This window comes from Runella sp. R5_40 (assembly GCF_057652295.1).
Window position 1 is genome coordinate 174586 of record NZ_JBYFCH010000009.1, and the last position, 22125, is coordinate 196710.

A 22125-nucleotide genomic window follows, 5' to 3' on the forward strand; every position below is an offset into this window, starting at 1 on the left:
GAAAATACCATGAATAGAATCTTAAAAAGTGTCACCCATATTACGCTCATTGCGTCCCTATTACTACTCAATGCGTGTAACCTCGACATCAACAATGACCCTAATAACCCCTCGTCGGTCAATTCGAGTCAACTACTTACCAATGCCCAACTCGACATCGTCAACTCACTGGGGGCTGGGCCAACGGGTTTGGCCAATCCTGCGGGGGTTTTTGTGCACCAAGTAACCCAACGAAGCAACAACGACCAGTACGCCATTACGGGGCAGGACTTCCCCGTGACCCAAGCGTGGGCCAACATGTACCGTGCCGTACAAAACTTAAATGTGCTCATTGAACAAGCCAATGCAAGCCAGCAATTTGCCTATACGGGCGTTGCCCAAATCACAAAAGCAATGGCTTTCAGCTACATGGTGGACGTATGGGGTGAAATTCCTTTTACCGAAGCCAGTACTTCAGCCAAAGTTCCTTTTCCTAAATTTGATAAAGGACAAGACGTTTATCCTCAGCTTTTTGCAATGATTGACGAAGGGATTGCCAACCTTGCCAAAACGTCGGCACTCAGCCCTAAAACCGACGATTTGATTTATGGCGGAAACCTAACGCGCTGGCGGCAATTTGCCAAAACCCTGAAACTCAAACTTTATAATCAAATCCGTTTGGTACAAAATGTGAGTACGCAGGTGAATGCCTTGATTGCAGAAGGAGATTTGATGACGTCGGCAGGAAGTTTTTCACTCAACTACGGTACTTCAAGTGCCCCCGACAACCGTAACCCGATTTTCCGTGAAGATTACAACATCACCACTTCGGGCCGCGACAATTACATCAGTCCGTATTTTCACGAAATTTTACTTGGAACAAGCACCCTCAATACCGTATTGGACGGCATTCGTGATCCGCGCATTCCGTACTATTATTTCAACCAACTTTCGGCGGCTCGTCCCACGGCTCAAAACCCTGTTGAGTACCGCAATGGCAACTTTGTGTCGATTTACTTTTCGTCACAAGGCCCTAACCAAGGCTTTGACCAATCTTCGTCTAACACCATCGTTGGGTTGTATTATTGCGGTGGTCGGTACGACGATGGAAATGGCGTATCAGCAGCGGGCGTAAGTGGAGCTTCGGCCCGTGGTGATGGCCCTCAGCGTATTTTACCGTATCATTCTTACTTGTTTACGCGTGCTGAATTAGCACAAACGGGCGTCGGAACGGGCAATGCAAAACAATTATTTACGGATGCCGTCAACGCCGCTTTTGCTGAGGTCAACGCTGCGGCTGCTCGCGGAGGTGCCCCTGCCCTTTCGGCAGCCACTATCAAAGAATATGTGGATGCTGTTTTGGTCAAATTCGATGCCGCCAATGACAATGGCAAACTGGAATTGATTATGACCGAAAAATGGATTGCCAATTTTGGTTTTGGGCTAGAGTCGTACAACGACATTCGCCGTACGGGTTTTCCCAAAATTTATGACCCTAATACGGACAACATTGCCTTTACCAACCTCAACCGTGGTTACCCACAGTCGATGCCTTACCCAGTTCCTGGCGAACTCCAATTGAACCCCAATGCTCCTGCCCAACGCGTCATTGCAACCGCAAAAGTCTTTTGGCAGAAGTGATTTAGTCGATAGTCCATGGTCGATGGTCGATGGTCGATAGATTCAATTTCAAAAACCTTTACTATGGACTATCGACTGTGGACTGTGGACCTCATCATCGACTATTAACTACTAAAAACAAACAGAACATTTTTATGAAAAAGACAACATATCTTCTTTCCCTCCTTGGTTTTTTTATGCTGGCACTGGCTGGCTGTGAGACCAAAAGCCCGTTTCCTGATATTGCGCACGGGGCTAGTTTTGTGGCTTGGCCCGACCCGCTTCCTGCGGCTGTAACGGCGGCCAATATCAACATTATTAACGTGCCGCTTGCCAATGTGGCCTCGGCCAACATGGCTTTTACGACCCAAAGTGCCAACGCCGACGAGATTTCAAAAGTAGATGCCTATGTAAGTCACGTACGCGGCACGGTGGTAACGCCAGCGGCTTCTACGGCGGCACCGCACGGCGTGATGGTCAAAACCCTGACGAGCCTCAATGGCAAAGAACAACTTTCGGTGTCGGAACTTCTTTCAAAAACAGGCATAACCGCTGCTAATTTACGCGCCAACGACCGCCTTCGAGTTCGCTTTGTGGCAACGATGAAAGATGGTCGGGTATTTTCGTGGCAAAATTCGGGGCCAGGAATTAATGCCAATGCCCTGGGTACTAATTTTACGCCCCTTCTTGACGTGATTTTACAGTAAACTACCTCCCAGTCGATTTCAAACGGGCAATAGGAAACTATTGTCCGTTTTTTTTTACTTCAAAAACTACTGTTAATCAATAGATTACTTCTGCAAAAAACCCTTTAATGCGTTTTTAATGGTGCATTTGGAACAAAACCTAACCTACACTTGTATATTACGTACAGACATTAAATGTATCAACATATAAAATCATGGATTTAATTGAAAGCTTACAGTGGCGTTATGCCACCAAAAAGATGTCGGGCAAGCAAGTGCCACAAGACAAAATTGACTACATTTTGGAAGCCATCCGCTTGTCACCTTCTTCGTCAGGATTGCAGCCTTATGAAATTATTGTGGTAACGAATGAAGAATTAAAAGAGAAAATTAAGCCCATCGCGTTTGGCCAATCTCAAATTACCGACGCTTCGCATTTATTGATTTTTGCGGCGTGGGACAACTATACCGAAGAGCGTATCAATGCCGTTTTTAAGCGTTCCAACGCCGAAAGAGGTCTTCCTGACAGCGCCACCGACGACTACCGTAAGCGTTTGTTGGGCATGGTACTTGCCAACACACCCGAGCAGAACTTTGCCCACACAGCCAAACAATCTGCCATTGCGCTTGGCATTAGCCTCGTAGCTGCCGCCGACCAAGAAGTGGATGCCACTCCAATGGAAGGTTACAACGCCGCCCAATTGGATGAGTTGTTGGGATTAGCCGAAAAGGGGTTGAAAAGTACCGCCATCGTAGCGCTTGGCTACCGCGATGAAGACAACGACTGGTTGGCGAAACTCAAGAAAGTAAGAACGCCCAAAGAGCTATTATATACCCACGTAAATTAACAGCCCCCTCACAAGTAAAATGCCACCGATGACAATTTGTTCAGGGTGGCATTTTTTATTTTACTCAAATGACGTATAAATTTTCAGTGGGTATCGACTTTCTTCTTCCGACAATAGCGTAGGGGTTGCATCAGCAAACTCCTTAAAATCGCGCACCAAGTGCCTAAAGTCATGATAACCAGCTATTGTGACAACGTCAAGCCAATCTAGCTTTGGATTTTTTTCTTTTAATCGAAACGCCTTGCTAAATCGAACAATTCTAGCAAATGTTTTGGGACTTAGCCCCATTTTTTCGTAAAACTTCCGACGGAATTGCCGTCCGCTCAAACACGCCATATCAGCCAGTTGGTCTATCGAATACAGCTGCGGCGACTGTACCATTGTGTGAATGACTTTGTCAAAAGGCTGTTGAGACAATGATTGTCGAGCGTATTGGCGCACTAAAAATCCCTCGACCAAAGCCGCCATCAAATCGTAATTTGAGGTAGCCGCCAACTGTTCATTAAGCTCTCGTATTTCAGTTGGCCAAATCAACGAACTGTCTATCGAACAGTCAAACAGCTCCGTCATTGGAAGCTGTCCTAAAAGTGCGTGCAACCCACCTGGCCGAAACACCACCGCCACCGTGAGGTGATTAGGGTGTAACTCCAGATTCACCCGCGTCACTTGCGGCCCAACCATAATACTTGGCGAATTTGTTAACAAAGACGCTTCTACGCCTTTTCGACTAATGACGGGGTCACGGGCATAGAAGTACAAACACTGGTCGGGGCTGGCAGGGAAAGGCTTTGTGATTATTCCATTTGTACTCTCAATTTCTACGTGCATAACCGTGTATTCTCGCACAAAAGGGCGCAAGGCTAAGCAGGGTGAATAAACACGTAAAAACATATTTGATACGGATAGATTACAACTGAACTTGGTACTTTTTGATGATTTCGGGAAGCTTGTCCCAGAAATACACAATATCGTGTTTTTGTGCCAAAGCCGCAAAATCTTCGGGTTGAGGACGGGTTCCTTTGGCCAGCAACTGACTCAAATCTCGGAGGTAGTCTTCGTGCCCCCCTGGCATACTGATTTCAAGGCACTTAGCGGGAGTTTTACCTGCATTCCAAAACGTGTGTATTTTTCCTTTGGGTCTCAAATGGACATCCCCCGAGTGGAGCGTAACCACTTCTCCCTCAACCCATACTTGTACCGTACCCTCCAAGACATAGCATATTTCATCAAACGTGCGGTGAAGATGAGGCGGCGCCCCCAACGTACCGACTGAAATAACTGCTTCGGCAAAAGCTAATTGGCCTCCCGTTTGATTTTTCTTTAATTTAAAGTCAAAGATTGAACCCCCTATTTTCAGGCGTTCACCTTCGTCTTTCCGAACCAAAACCGCCTGGGTTGGCGTGTCGGAAGCAGCACTAAATCGTGGAAATAAACCTGCGACAAACAAAGAGCGCAGCGTAAATCGGCGAGAAAAAACAGGAGCCATTCTAGTAGTGGTTTGTTGACACAAAACTAGAATGGCTCTTGTAACAAATGGGTGTAAAAAACGGACAACCTAAGGTTATTCGTCTTCCAATGCCTCCAGCACGTCCATCAATTCTCCAAAGTCTTTAAATCCTGGACGAATTTCTTCGCTTCCTCGCAAAGCTACGCCCGTTATCGCCGTCGTTTCGGACAAGGAAGAAGCATTTTCGGGCGTAATTCCAAACCCAATTAGAATGGGGAAACGACTCGCAATTGTCCCCAAAAACTCAGGCCAATCGCCGTCCAACGCACTTTCGGAGGCAGATTCTAGCAAGAAGTAAGACGCATACTGCAAATTATTTTCCATGATTTCGACCACCGTATCCACGTCTTGGTCGGCTTCTACCCGTAAAATAATGGGTTTGATGGTCTCGGCTTTAAGCCACGGCAACACGCTTGCTTCGCTAACCTGAACGGCATCGGGTTGATAGCTTGTTATCTTTTCTACAATAACTTCGGCATCGGTCGAAGTGGTTTCAGCCACAATTTGCACCCCCGCAATCCACGAGCGTATTTCCTGAAACTTTTTAAGGTCAACAAAACTCCCCGAGGTTTCATCCACCGAAAAACCCAACATTTCCACCCCCATTCCTGCACAATAACGAGCATCGGAGAGGTTGGTTACATCACTTATTTTAACAATTGTCTTTAGCATATTTTCTTTCAAAATAACGGGCGAATATACACCAAATAAGCCAAAAGACCCCACCAAATTGCTTCGGCGGGGTCTTTTGCTAAAAATCCACTGCTTTTACTTCCTCACTTTTTTCACCGTGTAAGGAATGCACAAGTCCACAGGGCAACAATTTGTCCCCGCTTCGATGATGACTGGACAACAGCCGTTGGCTGGGCACGTCTGGTTCGTCGCCGTGAAGGTATAAACTCCCACTTCCGAGAACAACACCACATTCCCCGTTGCCACTGCCGTCGTACCTCCGTTTTTGAACCATTGGACGTTCGTCAAATTTGCAGGTACACCTACTTCTAACTTCTGACCCGCGCACAACTCAAACGGTACTGTGAAGCATTGTTGGTCGATGTCGTCTTCACCACCTTTGCCGTTGCCTGGTGTGCTGTCTTTGTCTTTCTCGTTGGTCTTGCTGATTTCCGCCGTGTTCAAATGGATACCCGCCTGCGTGGCTTTCACTTGGTAGCGTAACGTCACCGTGTCGCCATTTGCGGCGATGTTACCTATCGTCCACTTAATCACGTTGCCACTGATACTCGCACTACCACGGCTCGCCACAAAGCTACCGCTTACAAACTGTACCGTGGTCGCGATGCTGTCCGTTACTTCTACGCCCGTCGCGTTCTTAGTCCACTCGTTCCACACTTTGATGGTATAGGTCAACACATCACCAACCCGCGCTATCTTCTTGTCAATCAACTTTTTCAACGCCAAGTCAATTGTATCGATACAAGTCTGCGCATTAATCGTCGCGGGGACGCGGCTTGTGCTCACTGCCGTTGGGCAGGTCGGGTCGGTACTCCGTGCTTGCGCATAGAAAACCGTATTCGCAGATACCGTGCCGCTTGGTTTGAAACTCAGACCTGTCGCTAATACTGTTCCGCCCGTTTGTTGGCTAAACCATTCTACTGTCGCCAGTCCCACCACCGTCGCTTTCAAGGTTGGGAACGTATCACCTTTACAAGCCGTCAAACTTGGCGTCAACAACTGCGGCAAAGCTGGGTTACAGTTACAATTAACGCCAACTATTGTCGTGTCTGACTTACAAATCGCGCTCAAACTGTCGGTAATAATCACATTCTGACCCGATGGAATGCCCGATACCGTGTAAGGGTTCGTGCCACTCAACGTGCCTTTATTCACTTTCACAATACCCAATTTATTCGCCACCGTGAAGGTGAAGCTGTAGGTTTGGGCATCGTTTGAACATACAGGCGCCGCTGAACTAATCGACGATTTGATACAAGGAGCAGGGCAAGTCGGAATAATTACTTTCACCGTATCCTGACAACCATTCGCTGAGTAAATAAAGTCAAACGACTTGCCTTGAGCTGTGGCGTTGGTGATACTTACCAAACCAGCACTGTTCACCGTCGCACCCGTCGGGTTACCCGTCAAAGCCGACCACGTTCCTCCCGTTGGCGTCGCTGATAGTTGAACGCTTGATGGAACATTGCCATTTGAGCACACCAACGTCGTGTCTTTACCCGCATTTGGTTTTGGGTTAACCGTTACTACCACATTCGCCGTGTCTTTACAGCCTGCTGCGTTTTGTGCTACCAATACGTAAGTCGTTGTGCCCGTTGGTTTCACTGAAGTTGGCGTTGCTACTGCTGTGCCACCCGCTGTACCTACCGTCCACACTTGGCCTTGGTAACTATTGTAGTTTGTAATTTTTGTAGTCAAATCCACTGACTCGCCTGCACAAATTGTGGCAGAACCATCGGCAATCGTTGGTTTAGCCAATACTACTACTTGCGCCGTGTCTGTACACGTTTGACCGCCACTTGTTACCGAATAGACAAACTTATAAGTACCTGCTGCATTCAAACCGTTGATGTTGCCACTGGCATCTATTGTTGCTGCGCTTGGGTTCGCTGGGCTAACTATTGGTGCCCATGTGCCGCCTGTCGTTAATGCCGTCAACTTCGCCGTATTTGTCGGTTGGCATACCGAGGCCGCATCAGCACCCGCGTTTGGTTTCACACAACCCGCGCATGGTGCTACCGTTACAGCTACCGTGTCTTTGCAACCGGCCGTTGTCGTGTAAATGAACTGGTAAGTGCCTGTTACACTCATACCTGTCACATTGTTACCCGAAATTGTGGCTGCTGTAGGAGTTGTTCCTAATTGAGACCAACTGCCTCCCGATGGACTTGGCACTAAAGTATAGCTTGTCGCCAAAGTATTTGTCGCCGCATTTACGCAGGCTAAGGTCGTGTCTTTACCTGCGTTTGGTTTTGGATTCACCGTCACCACCACATTCGCCGTGTCTTTACAGCCTGCGGCGTTTTGGGCGACCAATACGTAAGTCGTTGTACCCGTTGGTTTGACTGAAGTTGGCGTTGCTACTACTGTGCCACCCGCTGTACCTAGCGTCCAGACTTGGCCTTGGTAACTGTTGTAGTTTGTAATTTTCGTTGTCAAATCCACTGACTCACCTGCGCAAATTGTGGCAGAACCGTCGGCAATTACTGGCTTGGCATTCACTACTAATTGTACATAAGCTGTATCGGCACACGTCAAATCACCTGTCGTGTTTACCACTACCGCGTAATATTTCGTACCAGCCGTCGTCAACGCTGCGCCACTCGGCGTGAAGGTCGCACTCGTGGCACCGCTCACGGCTGTGCCTAAGCTACTCGTCGTATCTGCCAATGGGCCATACCATTTGTATTGCACGCCCGTGCTTGGCGTTGCGGTGTAAGCTGATACCGTACCGCCTGCACATATCGTTTGTACTTTTGGCGTAGCTACTGCCACTGGTTTTGTGCAACAGCTTAATGGTTTAATGGTGAACGTAAAGTCCTTAAAACAACCATCTTCACCGTTATAAATTCTTACCAAATACGTCACATCCATTGGTGGATTGTTGATATTTCCAACGATTACTCCTCCTGTCAAGCTGCTAATCAAGGTTGCATTTGAATAAGTCGCCAAGGTGGAAGCATCCCCCGTCGTGTAAGTGACTTTATCTCCAATGGTACCTGTCCCCAACACAATACTGCCTTTTCCTCCCGCACATGTAGGTTGAGTGACGGTTACGGTATAATTTGGTTTAGTGCATTTATAGAACCCAAAATCAACGCTATAATTGGTTTTTCCATTGTCCAACGGCTCGGCATTGTTCCCAAGCGTAATAGGTTTACTAATAATTCCGCAACCTACAACCGCAGTACCGTTGTCATCGTTTTCGACGTCATCGTCAGGGTCTGGCGCAGGGTCATTTCCTGTACTGCTTGCGAAGTCTTTCAACGGCCCATTAAAGTTACCATCGGGTACTTGAACGATGTAATTACCCGCTGGCAAATTGGTAAACGTATAAATACCTGGCAATCCGCCCACGGTAGCCGTAATGGTTGTTGTTACGTATTCATCGGGGTCAGGTTTGTTGTTATTGTTTCGGTCTTCAAACAAGATAACGGTTACGCCATTAATACCTGTTTCGGTTCCGTCCACTTTTCCATTGTTATTGGCATCATTCCAAACTAAGTTACCCAAATTGTACGGCCCCGTTGGAATGATAATTCCCGCGTCCCAAGTCAAGTCCACTTCTCCCGCCGTTAGTTCCGTTACTTCGGTTACGCCTGTTGAAGTGGGGTCAGAATCCGTCTCATCGCTTGTGCCATTGACTGTTCCTGTATTGGTTGTAAATGTTTGCCCCGTTGCCAACTTAAATTTCACGAAGTACTTTCCAGGGTCAAGGTTTTCAAACAAATAATACCCAGGACGACCATAAATGTCATTGGAAGTGGTATCTCTGGCTACAGGTGCCCCGTCGGCTGCATCGGGTTGGGCGATTCCGTCACCGTTGTCTTTGTACAAACAAACGATTACACCGTTTACACCGTTAGTCGTTGATTCGTCTTGTACGTTGTTCAAATTTTGGTCAAACCAAACATAATTTCCTAAGGCTGCTTTGTCCAAATAGATACCTTGATCCCAACGCAAATCGACTTCCGCAGCATCAATAGTTGTAATGTCAACCACCGTCACGCGTTGGCCATTGCAAAGCGTCGGTACGCCATCCGAATCAAGGCTATCTCCTGGCGTTACGACGTTGGGAGTGGTCGTGCTGTACCCTGCTGGCACGAAAAATACCGCAAAATAATTGCCTGGAGCCAAGTTAGGGAACAAATACAAACCACCATTTCCTGTTGCGGTATAGCTAATAAGTGGGTCATTTTTCGGGTCAGCGATTCCGTCGCCATTATCTTGGTGCAATTCCACTCGTACCCCATCTACGCCTACCTCGCCCGTATCCTGAATACCGTTTTTGTTGGCATCAATCCACACGCGGTTTCCATATACTCCTGGTACCAATGGCTTTAATTTAATCCCTACTTTGTTGGGTTCAGCGGGCAAGAACGGGTCATTGTTGTCGTTCCGTTTTGCTTTGAAAGCAAACGAGTTCCACGCAATTTCGCCGTTGGTAGGCGCATTTACTGGCGCGCGCATGTCCCACGTAAGCTCAACTTCGTCGCCAGGGTTTAAGATTTTTGTTCCAAAATCAAATTTTAACCCCTGAACCGTGGTTGGGTCTGCGGGCAAAACTGTCGTCCAATTGGGCGGGTTACATCCTGATGGCCCACTCGCAACGTAATCCGTCCGACACGGATTCTGAACGGTCGTATAATATACCGTTACGCCCGTTGGCGTAATCAACGGCGTAACCAAGTTTGGCCGCCATTGGGTCAAACGAGCAGTCAAGTCTTTTACCCCAATATCACCAATGTAAGGTAACATATCAAGCACTTCAATGCTCGACGCAGGCACGTTTCCGTTGTTACGAACAATCAATTTATAATTGGCAATCCCGCCAGGCATGGTTTGTCCAAAATCTGGATGTTTGCTGTAAACCGTATCGCACTGGCCTTTTACCCACTTCACCGACTCCAACTGAGCTACCGAAGTAAGACCAATATAACCCGCAGTAAAACAGACAGTATCTGCTTTAGAACCGTCCCCATCTAGGTCAAATTTATCGACGGTTTCGTAACGATCCATGGTTTCATAGATATTTTCTTTGAAACATTTAGCCGCACTACTCCCCGTAAAAAAGGCAGGGTTTTTAATCCCCACAGGTTGGCTATAGGCGTCTTTGGGTGCCCAAGCTGCTTCATTTGACGAAAGATTTCCACCCGTACCAAGGGTATTAATTTTTGTTTTTATGCTAAACCATACATCGCACCCCGAAGGCATGGGGATGTTCCAAGATAAGCGTACCAAAGTTCTACCCGTACCATTATAATTGGGAATAATTTCTGTGTTGTTGGCAGGAGGAAAATTACAACTCGTTGGAACGTACTGAATCGCACCATCGTAACTCAACCCTACTGGAAGTAAATCCATTACTACCGGGTTTTGGAGGGGTTGCCCTCCCGACATATTCACGGCTTGAATCATTGACCACACCGTTGTACCTATATTCTGAGGAGTACCGTAGAAAAGGGCGTACTGGCTTGATGGCTCACTTGTCAGCCATTTATGCACCAACAGCGAGCTGTAATTATCCAAAGGAGCCACAGGAATAGTTTGACAAGCCGACGCAGGGGTAATTGTTACTCCTGGTGTCGAACTTACGGCTGCCAAACAGTTGGTCACCGATGTGGCAGTACTACCTGGCGCAAGGGTTACTCTAATTCCCCCATATTGCACCAGTGCTCCAGCAGGTAAAGAACTAATCTCCGTTTTAAAATGCGTTATGTACTCACCCGAAGGAGGCACATAAGTGTAGTCCGTCATCAAGACTTGAAAATACGTGGTTTGGACGTTTGTTTTCACCCAATACGTAATGGTTTCAGTCCCTGCCATATTCACTTTAGAAACCTGATTAACCGCCGTACCTCTCAAATCTGCGGGCAAAATATCTTCAAGCACTACGTTATTTAATGGTACATTACCCGTATTGCTTGCCGAAAACTCGAACAATACAACATCGCCAGGTCGGATTTTTGTAGAGGAAGTACCTTTTGCTATTGCCAACTTGGCCTCTGGCGCCACCAGCTTATCCGTTACTGTTAGCGTAGGAGTACAACTTTCCGTAGTCTGGGTGGCGTAGGTAGCACCTCCTTGGTAGATAATGGTACTGCCGTTGGTAGCCGTAATGGGCGAACCGCCATCGGGTGTGTAAGCCACTGTGACATTATTTGTAACGTTATCCCCCGCGCTAAAACTTCCACTTGGATACGTAACATCTATTTTAACAAGCACCCTTGGGGCGTATGCACTCCCAATTTGGAAGGTCGAAGCAGGAAAAGTACAAGTTACTTTTGGTGCTCCAGGTGTATTATCAACAACGCAAGTACCCGAAGGAACCGAAGGCGTTGGCCAACCGTCAAGCGCCGTGGCTGTGACGCCATTGATAACGGCATTGGCTGGCAGGTTATCAACCATCACCACTGAACTGACACTGGTTGCCCCAATTCCAGTTGAGCCATAATTACCTGGAAATTGGAGGTAAATATCGTAAAAAGTAGAATTATCAATTGCCAAGCCTCGTCCATTGGCTTTCGCTGGGCAAAACTTATTGCTCGAATGCAAAGTTGTGTTGACGGTTGCGGTAGCGGGGGTTCCCGAGCCCGAAACAATACTCGCCGTCATCGTACCCGTCGTACCATCTACCTTTCCAAAGTCACCTTGACCCAATAATTCGATGATACCTGTATTCCCAGCTTTCAGCGGATTTTTAAAGGTAAAGGTTGCCGTTCGTCGATCTGCCGAAAAAGTGTAGCTGTCGATATCCGTTGTTAAGCCTACTACTTGGTTGGGAAATGAAATCGACGAAGGAATGGTCGCCGTCATAGTTACGTTGGGGCAATCGCCTGTACCCGCCGCGCAACTATATTTGAGCGTGTAGGTAAACGTTTCTCCTGTCAGGATGTCCGATTTGTTGGAGGAGGCTTCAATTGAGAGGGTTTGTGCGAACGTTTGGCTGCTTAAGAACACAACACAAACAAGCATAAAAACCCAAATTTTCTCAATCCTTTGAATGAACAAAGAGGGATATTTTCTTTTCATTTGTAGGAATATTTTTTAAGATACTTACTTGCAGGTACATTACATTCATTTTTTTGCACCTATTTTGTAAAACATTGCATCCTACAACTTCAAATTTCATACCATTGGGTATTTTAAAAATTACAACCTGCTACAGAAAGTATATTCGGTCAAAAAATAGATACCATCGTAACAGTTTTTTATCAATTTTTCCCAAAAATCGACCACACAACAATTGAACCAAATGCGAATAGGAATAAGAAAACTTTAGAATCAACAAATCCAACAATAAAATTTGGTATATATCCTACTATCCCATTAAACAGCACTAATTGATTTTTAAGTAAAGAACCACCTACCTTTCACCCACAACAGAAAAAGGCCGCCCCGAAAGGCAGCCTTTTTCTGTAACAATCTACTTCAGTATTTACTTCTTCACTTTTTTCACCGTGTAAGGAATACACACCTCCACAGGACAACAATTTGCACCCGCTTCGATAATGACTGGACAACAGCCATTGGCTGGGCAAGTCTGGTTCGTCGCCGTGAAGGTATAGACTCCCACTTCTGAGAACAACACCACATTCCCCGTTGCCACTGCCGTCGTACCTCCGTTTTTGAACCACTGTACGTTCGTCAAGTTGGCAGGAACACCTACTTCTAATTTCTGACCCGCGCACAACTCAAACGGTACTGTGAAGCATTGTTGGTCGATGTCATCTTCACCACTTTTACCATTGCCTGGTGTGCTGTCCTTGTCTTTCTCGTTGGTCTTGCTGATTTCAGCCGTGTTCAAATGGATACCCGCCTGCGTCGCTTTCACTTGGTAACGTAACGTCACCGTGTCGCCTCCCGCCGCAATGTTACCAATGTTCCACTTAATCACGTTGCCACTGATACTCGCACTACCACGACTCGCCACAAAACTGCCGCTCACAAACTGTACCGTGGTCGCGATGCTGTCGGTTACTTCGACACCCGTTGCGTTCTTAGTCCATTCGTTCCATACTTTGATGGTGTACGTCAGCACATCACCCACCCGCGCTACTTTTGTATTAATCGACTTCTTCAATGCCAAGTCAATTGTATCAATACAAGTTTGCGCATTAATCGTCGCTGGAACACGGCTTGTACTCACTGCCGTTGGGCAGGTTGGGTCGGTGCTACGCGCTTGCGCATAATACGTCGTCGTACCAGTCACTGTGCCACTTGGTTTGTAATTTAAGCCAGTTGACAATACCGTTCCGCCCGTTTGTTGGCTAAACCATTCTACCGTTGCCAAACCTACCACCGTAGCTTTCAACGTTGGGAAGGTATCACCGATACAAGCCGTCAAACTTGGAGCTAACAATACTGGTACTGGTGGATTACAGTTACAGTTAGGCCCAACAATCGTCGTATCTGACTTACAAATAGCACTCAAGCTGTCCGTAATGATCACACTCGCGCCCGACGGGATACCTGTCACCGTGTAAGGATTGTTACCGCTCAATGTGCCTTTGTTCACTTTTACAACGCCCAATTTATTGGTTACACTAAACGTAATGCTGTACGTTTGTACATCTGCCGAACATACTGGAGCGCTCGTCAAAGTTACGCTTGATTCTACACATGGAGCGGGGCAAGTCGGCACAATCACTTTCACCGTATCCTGGCAACCATTCGCTGAGTAAATAAAGTCAAACGACTTGCCTTGGGCAGTAGCGTTGGTGATACTTACCAAACCTGAACTGTTCACCGTCGCACCCGTTGGGTTACCCGTCAAAGCTGACCACGTTCCTCCCGTTGGCGTTGCTGATAGTTGTACGCTTGATGGAACATTGCCATTTGAGCACACCAACGTCGTGTCTTTTCCTGCATTTGGTTTTGGATTCACTGTCACTACTACATTCGCCGTGTCTTTACAGCCCGCCGCGTTTTGAGCAACCAATACGTAGGTCGTTGTGCCCGTTGGTTTCACTGAAATTGGCGTTGCTACTGCTGTGCCGCCTGCTGTACCAACTGTCCAGACTTGGCCTTGGAAACTGTTATAATTAGTAATCTTTGTAGTTAAATCCACTGACTCGCCTGCGCATATTGTTGCACTTCCGTCGGCAATCACTGGCTTGGCAAGTACAATCACTTGCGCTGTATCTGTACATGTTTGACCGCCTGAGGTAATTGAATACACAAACTTATAAGTACCCGCTGCGTTCAAACCGCTGATGTTGCCACTCGCATCTATCGTCGCGGCGCTTGGGTTTACTGGACTGCCGATTGGCGCCCACGTGCCGCCTGTAGTTACCGCCGTCAACTTCGCCGTTTTCATTGGTTGACACACATTCGCCGCATCAGCACCTGCATTTGGTTTTACACAACCTGCGCAGGGTGCTACTGTCACGGCAACCGTATCCTTGCAGCCTGCCGTTGTCGTGTAAATAAATTGGTACGTACCTGCTACACTCATGCCTGTCACATTGTTACCAGAAATTGTGGCTGTCGCTGGCGTTGTACCTAGTTGTGACCAACTGCCGCCTGTTGGACTTGGTACTAAAGTGTAACTTGTCGCCAAGGTATTTGTCGCTGCATTCACGCAGGCTAAGGTCGTGTCTTTACCCGCATTTGGTTTTGGATTCACCGTTACTACCACGTTCGCTGTGTCTTTACAACCAGCTGCGTTTTGAGCAACCAATACGTAGGTCGTTGTACCCGTTGGCTTTACAGAACTTGGCGTTGCTACTGCTGTGCCGCCCGCTGCACCTACCGTCCAGACTTGGCCTTGGTAACTGTTGTAGTTTGTAATTTTCGTTGTCAAATCCACTGACTCGCCTGCACAAATCGTCGCAGTACCATCACCAATCACTGGCTTGGCCAACACCACTACTTGTGCCGTATCCGTACATGTTTGACCGCCACTTGTTACAGAATACACAAATTTATAAGTGCCTGCTGCATTCAAGCCACTGATGTTGCCACTCGCGTCTATCGTCGCTGCGCTTGGGTTTGCTGGACTGCCGATTGGTGCCCATGTGCCTCCTGCTGTTACTGCCGTCAACTTCGCCGTACTTGTCGGTTGGCATACATTCGCCGCATCGGCACCTGCATTTGGCTTCACACAACCTGCACATGGCGCTACTGTCACCGCTACCGTGTCCTTGCAACCTGCCGTCGTCGTGTAGATAAACTGATACGTGCCTATTACACTCATCCCTGTCACGTTGTTACCCGTAATCGTCGCCGTCGTTGGACTTGTACCCAATTGTGACCAACTGCCTCCCGCAGGACTTGGAACTAAAGTATAACTTGTCGCCAAAGTATTTGTCGCAGCATTCACACAAGCCAACGTCGTGTCTTTACCTGCACTTGGTTTTGGGTTAACCGTCACCGCCACATTCGCCGTGTCTTTACATCCAGCTGCATTTTGAGCAACCAAAACATAAGTCGTTGTGCCCGTTGGCTTCACTGAAGTGGGCGTTGTCACTGCCGTGCCACCCGCTGTACCTATCGTCCAGACTTGGCCTTGGTAACTGTTGTAGTTTGTAATCTTTGAGATCAAATCCACTGATTCTCCTGCACAAATTGTGGCAGAACCGTCAGCAATTACGGGCTTGGCATTCACCACTAAACGTACATAAGCCGTATCAGCACACGTCACATCGCCCGTCGTATTCACCACTACCGCGTAATATTTCGTTCCAGCCGTCGCCAACGCTGCGCCACTCGGCGTGAAGCTCGCACTTGTTGCGCCGCTCACGGCTGTGCCCAAGCTGCTCGTCGTGTCTGCCAATGGGCCGTACCATTTGTATTGCACGCCCGTACTTGGCGTTGCGGTAAAGGCCGTTGCTGCGCCGCCTGCACATATCGTTTGTGTTTTCGACGTAGCTGCTGCCACGGGTTTGGTACACAAAATACATTCAAACGTGTAAGTCACTTTCGCACTCGCATACGCTCGTGTACGCTGAATGTAGATTAAATTACCGCCACCGCCTGTCAACGCAAGACCAGATAGCGTACTCACTTCTAATGGTACATTCCCCGTCCCAATAAAGGGTGCCAACGCCAACGCTGTGTTGTAGGTAAAGGTCCCACTTGCCGAATCTGCTATCATCGGATTTAGGTACATATCATCATCGTCAGTCGCATCTCCCGTTGCGTTCGTTACCCAACGTGCATCCGTACGAGGGTCTTTGAAAACCGTCAAATAATCACTCACCCACGATTCCATTCGACCCAACGTCGTTGGCGTGGGCGTTGGTGATGGAATGCTATCGCCCGCCCAACTGCCCGTCGCGGGCACTAAAACTCCCCCTGGCAACGTCGTTTGAGGAATCGCCATCTCCAATGTATTCGTCGCAATATCCGTCGAGTTCAACGTAAGCGTCGCCTCCGAACTTGCTTTGGCATTGAACGACTGCGATTGCGCGGCCCTGTTCTCAAAAACAAATGCCGTTTTGCCTCCTACGGTATATTCCAATTTCACCGATTGCAAAACACGCGTTCCGCTTTGTTCGTCAAACTTTGGTATAATTATCGGCAAGGAGTTCAACTCCGTAATATCCACTTGGGTGCCATATTCATACGTCACTGTACTTGGCGTGCCTTGCACACACGTTACGGCGCACGTTCCTGGGTCGGTCACAACTACTGTCGTCGAGCAGCCCGTTACATTATCCGTAATTGTCAGAGTTACGTTGCCTTTGCCTGCGCTACCCGCTGGCGTGCGCAATGGAGTATTCAATCCGCAGTTCACCGAAGTTGCTGCGTTGCCGTTTGACAATGTTACTGCCAATGGATTCCCGCCTTGCGTGGCCGTTACCGTGAATTTATTGGTACTCATCGGAGTGGTGGATACATGAATACTGAACGTCATGTAATCATCTGTACCATCTTCGGGCGTACCGTTGGCGTGGCAAAGTGCCGTCACCGCTGGTACCGTGATTTTGCTCACATCTAACTGAACAAAGGCTGTGTCCGCACACGCCACATCGCCCGTGGTGTTCACCACTACTGCATAATATTTTGACCCCGCAGTACTTAATGCTGCGCCACTTGGCGTAAACGTCGCGCTTGTTGCACCGCTCACGGCTGTGCCCAAACTGCTCGTTGTGTCTGCCAATGGGCCATACCATTTATAGTCCACACCCGTGCTTGGACTAACTGTGAAGGCCGTCGCAGTACCGCCTACGCAGATTGTTTGTTTTTGTGGAGTGGCTGAGGCTACGGGCAAAACGCAACATGCCACAGCTGCAATCGTAATCGTCGTGTCTTTGTAGCAACATTCCCCGTTATAAAAACGGATGGTGTAAGTGGCGCCCGCATTGCTAATACCTGTCACCAAGTCTTTGGGGAAGGTACTACCAATCGCCGTTGCCGTAGCGTAAGTTGTGTCTCCACTCCATGCACCCGTTCCCGTTTTTGTTCTATATTTATCATAAGGAGCTATCGCACTGCTCAAACTGATTTTTCCATCATTTTGAGGAACGGTTACGGCACATTTCGGGGCCGTAACAGCAATTGAATTCGCCCCAATGGATGGGTTGGTGCAATAAAAACCTGCATCAAAAGTATGATTCACACTTCCTGCATTTCCAGTAGTAAGATTAATACAAAAAGCCCCGCTGATTACTTCCGCATCGCTGTCGTTTTGGTCGTTGCCGTTGCTGGCGGTAGCATCTTTGAGCGTTACGTCAAATTGACCCAAACCTTCTACCGTTAGTTTTCCACTAACCAATTGACCTTCACCAAAAACCAACTTATAAGCAGTATTTGGAAGAAGCGTGGTATCGGCACCTGTGCCTTCCCAAGTTCCCGTAATTAGGGTAGATTTTGATGAAAAATAATATTCGCCATTTGACCCTGTTTTACTCGTGGCGATTTTGGTCGCGCCTTTGTAGAGCGTCACGTTGATGTCTTTCAACGCTTTTTCACAGGGGTCTTGTACCCCATTTTTATTAGCATCATTCCACACGTAGTTACCTAGTTCGAGGTAAGTAGGAATAGAACACCCTAGTTCAATATCTCCTAAGCCCGTTGATTTCCCAAATAGCCCTTTATTACGTATGCCTTGGTACACCACGTAGCCTCCATTTTTAGCTCCCGTTTGGTTGTTTGCTTTAATAACTCCCCCTGCATCAAATGGATTTGACGACCAATCGGCTGGCACATTGTAACCTCCCACGGGATCCATCGCAGTTGTCACGATTTCGCCCGAACCTGGGCGTAAAGCAAGCGCTCCTAAGGCCGTTTCGGCATGGGCCAACTCCGTATTACCACCATTGTAAGACCAAGTAAGGTTTTCATCATAAAATTCCCCGAAACCTGGCCCTTGGTCATTGGTTGGGTTTGATCCCGTAGTTGGACCTGCTTTTGCCGCGTTTTCTAAGATATACGTACCATTGGAATAATAAGCCCGTAAAAAGTCTCCCCCCGACGTCGTAGAATACAGCGGCGAATTACCCGTCGGGGCATAGTTGACACTTCCGCCGATTAATCCTGCGCGGTCGCCAAAACCCAAAATCATTGACCCGTCAATGTCAAATTCTATATCGGTCAACATAGGCATGGGGTACGTCCAGCTATAGACATTCCCACCCATGTCTCTTAGTGTAGCAATGTAAGTACTCCAATCATCCGTCCAGGGAAACCAACCTGTCACAGCGCGCACAGAGGGATGCGTATCTGCAGGGCCTTTGGGGTAAGTCAAAGGAAAATCAAACACAGTTGCCCAAGTTGAACCCGTCAATTTATACACGTAAGCCCGTAAATCTGATTTGTTTTGAGAAGTACTTGCATCACAAACAACGCCCACGTACGCACTTCCATCCACAATTTTCAACCCAAACGGGCGCGCTACCCCAGCTACACAGCCAGGATTCGGAATTGTATAGCCAATGGCATCGGCTGCTGTTGGTTTTGTTGTACCATTTGCATTGTAAGCAGAAATATTGACCGAATAAAGTTTCTTGTCATACACATTGACAAACCAAAGCATGTTACCGTCTTCGCTCAAATCAATGTCACCAATTCCGACTTTTCCAATTTGCGAAATCACCGAAGGGTCATTAGACGCATCTGCACGATTGGCAGGAAGAAGTCGGGCGGCGTTTGAAAGCACAGGGCTTCCAGCGTCTTCGACGTCAATGTTCAAATCGTTTTTCACATTGATAAAACTACTCACTACTGGCGAAGCAGGGTTTGTCAAATCGGTTACATAAATCGCCGCAATTCCGTCAGGACCAAGCCCTGCATGTCGTTTCAAGATGGACGATTGGAATATTCGTTTGGTAAAACGGTTGTAAGCCGTTCCCCATAAAGTACCTACTTGAACGGCGTTGGCAATGTGCGACGGAGATGTGTAGCCACCGCCCGTTTGATTGGGAAGCCCTGTATTGGCATAATCAAACATAACAGTCGCATCCATCGTTCCAGCATCTCCACCTGCCAAGGGATCACCGTTGACAAAGCAAGGCACAAAAACAAGGGGGTTTGTTTGGCAATAATCGTTGGGGTCTAATACTCCTAAATCCACATTGCAGTCGGCGGCCGTTACAAATTGTACAGTTGTCCGACCATCGGCTCCATTGACCGTTCCGTTGCCATAAATAGAGGGTAAATTGCTAAACTCGACCCGAATTGGATAACTTCCTGCGGTCAGCCCCGTAAAGACGTATTTACCGTTGAAATCGGTGGTGGTCGTACTTACGAGCGCCCCATTGCAATCGAAGGCTTTCACCGTTACTCCCTCCAACCCTTGGGTTTCACCCGTTTGTTTTATCCCGTCGGCATTGTAATCAAAAAACACCGAACCTCCCGTTTGATTAGCCCCACAAACCAACGGTTCGCAAGCAGCTGGTGCACTGAAGGTAGTACTGGTAACCGAGCAGGAAGTCGTTGTTGAAAAATTGGCACTTACCGATAACCCACTTGCGCCATTGGCAGGAATTTCAAAAGCAATCACTTGGGGTGAAACAATGGTTTGAGAGCCTGTTGCCCCAAAACCATAATTGACACTGATTGACCCAGGCGTAATTGTTCTGGTAGCGGGTACACTTCCTGCGGGTCCCGTTACCGTGATGGTTTCGCCCGCTGGTGCGTTTTGCCACGCTACCTCGACGCTCACCGTGGCCTTGCTGCCATTGTTTTGGTAACAACCCGAAACCATCGGCTTGATAGTAATGGAGCAAGTGGCAGTACAGGTTACTGCCGCTACTGTGATAGTTGTATCTTTATAGCAATCATTTGAGCCATTAAAAAGCCGAAGAATATAGGTTCCACCTGTATTTGGAATTGCCGTTTTTACATCCTTATTGGCTACGTACGACGTTGCAGACGCATACACAGGGCCATCATAGGCAGCAGCTCCTAAAGTACTAATTCCGCATTTATCGGTATTTAAAGCCGATATTAGTGTTATTTTTCCGTTGTTATTTGCAGTAGCACCTGTACAAGTAGGTGAGGTTTTTACAACCTGAATAGATACAGGGCTAACGCATACAGGTAGTTTGTAAATATCAATATCACCGTATATAAGTTTTTCTCCCGCTGTGTTTCCATTATAAGCCAAAGCAACTCCAATGCTATTAGAAGGATTACCTCCTGTGATAGGCGTAAATTGAAGCCCCCAAATTGTTTGAGGTGAAGTCAAAACTTGGTCTGCTGTCGTTATAAAAAATGATTCATCTCCATTCATTTCACCAGTAGTAGAATTGACATCATGGTATGCCCAAGCAAGGCCACCACGTGAATTTGAACGAACTCTACCGTCTCCTACATCATATTTACCATGCACATTGCCCGATGTAAAGGGGGCTAATGACCAAGTTGACCCTATTTTATGGTATTCTAACACCCTTGAAGTATGTGCCTGTGACACGGGGGTTCCTGATTCAAAACTTAATTCTCCCACCAAAAGCTTATCGCCACTGGCATTAAATTCCATATCCCCAACTGGGCAGCTATAAGTCAAGGATTGAAGGTAAGTAAGTAAGCCTCCTGAAAAAACCGTTTGGTTTGCATAACTTTCGATTGTTGGGATTGTTACAACAAGGGCATCATCGCTACTACTTTTGAATGTACCATCTGCATTAAGCCCAATAGATCTAATTGTATTTGAGTTTCCATTATTAATTTGGTCATTGGCCCAAACTGAATAAAAAACCCGGTTCTCAACCGAATTATACTCAACCCCTAACAAGCGTTCTCCCAAAAGCGCCAATCCCGTTGCACCATTATCTGCCCCTAATGGATCATAAGAATCTACAGAACTGTTTGAGAGCTGGATACGGTATAATTTCCCGTCATCCATTCCAACAGCAAAAATTTGTTTATGTACTTCGTCGAGTGTAATATATCCTATTCCTTCTTGGCCACTGAGGGTAGCTACCAAACTAACAGCCCCAGTAGTACCATTTATTTTATATACACTCGCAGCTACCCCTCCGTTGCCTATAACACCATTTGTATCACCATATAGCGATGTAGTACCCGCATATACATCACCTGTTTTACGGTCTATTGCCGTTGAAAAAATTGGAAGCCCACCAAAATCAGAAATAAGCCAAGTACCATTTCCGTGTGGGCCAATTGCTGGCATAGTGACCAAACCTGCTTGGTCTGTACCCCGATTGGCTGGTGTATCCCAAAGCCCTCCAAGTTGTCGTATATTTTTTACGGCTAACGTAACCCCAGAAGCATCTGGCTTACAAGATACAATTGCATAACCAGGCTGAAGCAACTGCGTATATCCTTCATTTTTATTAACAAAAACAAGGAAAAAAAGCATAAATACACCTCGAATTAGTAG

8 protein-coding genes are annotated in these 22125 nt (G+C 47.3%); 3 read left to right on the top strand and 5 right to left on the bottom strand.

All coding sequences use genetic code 11. From position 1 onward, the window contains the following. Window positions 1-9: 9 nt before the first annotated feature. The 3 genes from AC23N5_RS17475 to AC23N5_RS17485 all read left to right on the top strand — a co-directional run bounded on the left by AC23N5_RS17475 (window position 10) and on the right by AC23N5_RS17485 (window position 3133). Entirely contained in the window at window positions 10-1620 is a 1611-nt protein-coding gene (locus tag AC23N5_RS17475; protein WP_183980358.1) for a SusD/RagB family nutrient-binding outer membrane lipoprotein, read from the top strand. Window positions 1621-1754: 134 nt separating this feature from the next. After that, entirely contained in the window at window positions 1755-2306 is a 552-nt protein-coding gene (locus AC23N5_RS17480) for a hypothetical protein (RefSeq protein ID WP_183980361.1), read from the top strand. Window positions 2307-2500: 194 nt separating this feature from the next. After that, window positions 2501-3133 carry a nitroreductase family protein gene (locus AC23N5_RS17485; protein ID WP_183980363.1) on the top strand — a complete coding sequence of 211 codons (633 nt, stop codon included), beginning with the start codon at window positions 2501-2503 and terminating at the stop codon, window positions 3131-3133. A 60-nt stretch (window positions 3134-3193) separates the two neighbouring features. On the opposite strand, the gene AC23N5_RS17490 is transcribed toward AC23N5_RS17485, so the two are convergent. The 5 genes from AC23N5_RS17490 to AC23N5_RS17510 form a co-directional block, all read right to left on the bottom strand. Further along, window positions 3194-4024 carry a helix-turn-helix domain-containing protein gene (locus AC23N5_RS17490; RefSeq protein ID WP_487756576.1) on the bottom strand — a complete coding sequence of 277 codons (831 nt, stop codon included), beginning with the start codon at window positions 4022-4024 and terminating at the stop codon, window positions 3194-3196. A 16-nt stretch (window positions 4025-4040) separates the two neighbouring features. Further along, window positions 4041-4619, bottom strand: coding sequence for a cupin domain-containing protein (locus AC23N5_RS17495; RefSeq protein WP_487756577.1), 579 nt, complete (start codon window positions 4617-4619; stop codon window positions 4041-4043). A gap of 75 nt (window positions 4620-4694) precedes the next feature. Next, complete coding sequence (gene trpF / locus AC23N5_RS17500) at window positions 4695-5312, bottom strand: phosphoribosylanthranilate isomerase (protein WP_183980369.1); 618 nt, start codon at window positions 5310-5312, stop codon at window positions 4695-4697. Window positions 5313-5408: 96 nt separating this feature from the next. After that, a complete protein-coding gene (locus tag AC23N5_RS17505) occupies window positions 5409-12365 on the bottom strand; it encodes an SdrD B-like domain-containing protein (RefSeq protein WP_487756578.1) in 6957 nt (2318 codons plus the stop codon). A gap of 406 nt (window positions 12366-12771) precedes the next feature. Next, entirely contained in the window at window positions 12772-22104 is a 9333-nt protein-coding gene (locus tag AC23N5_RS17510) for an SdrD B-like domain-containing protein (RefSeq protein WP_487756579.1), read from the bottom strand. Between the last annotated feature and the right edge of the window lie 21 nt (window positions 22105-22125).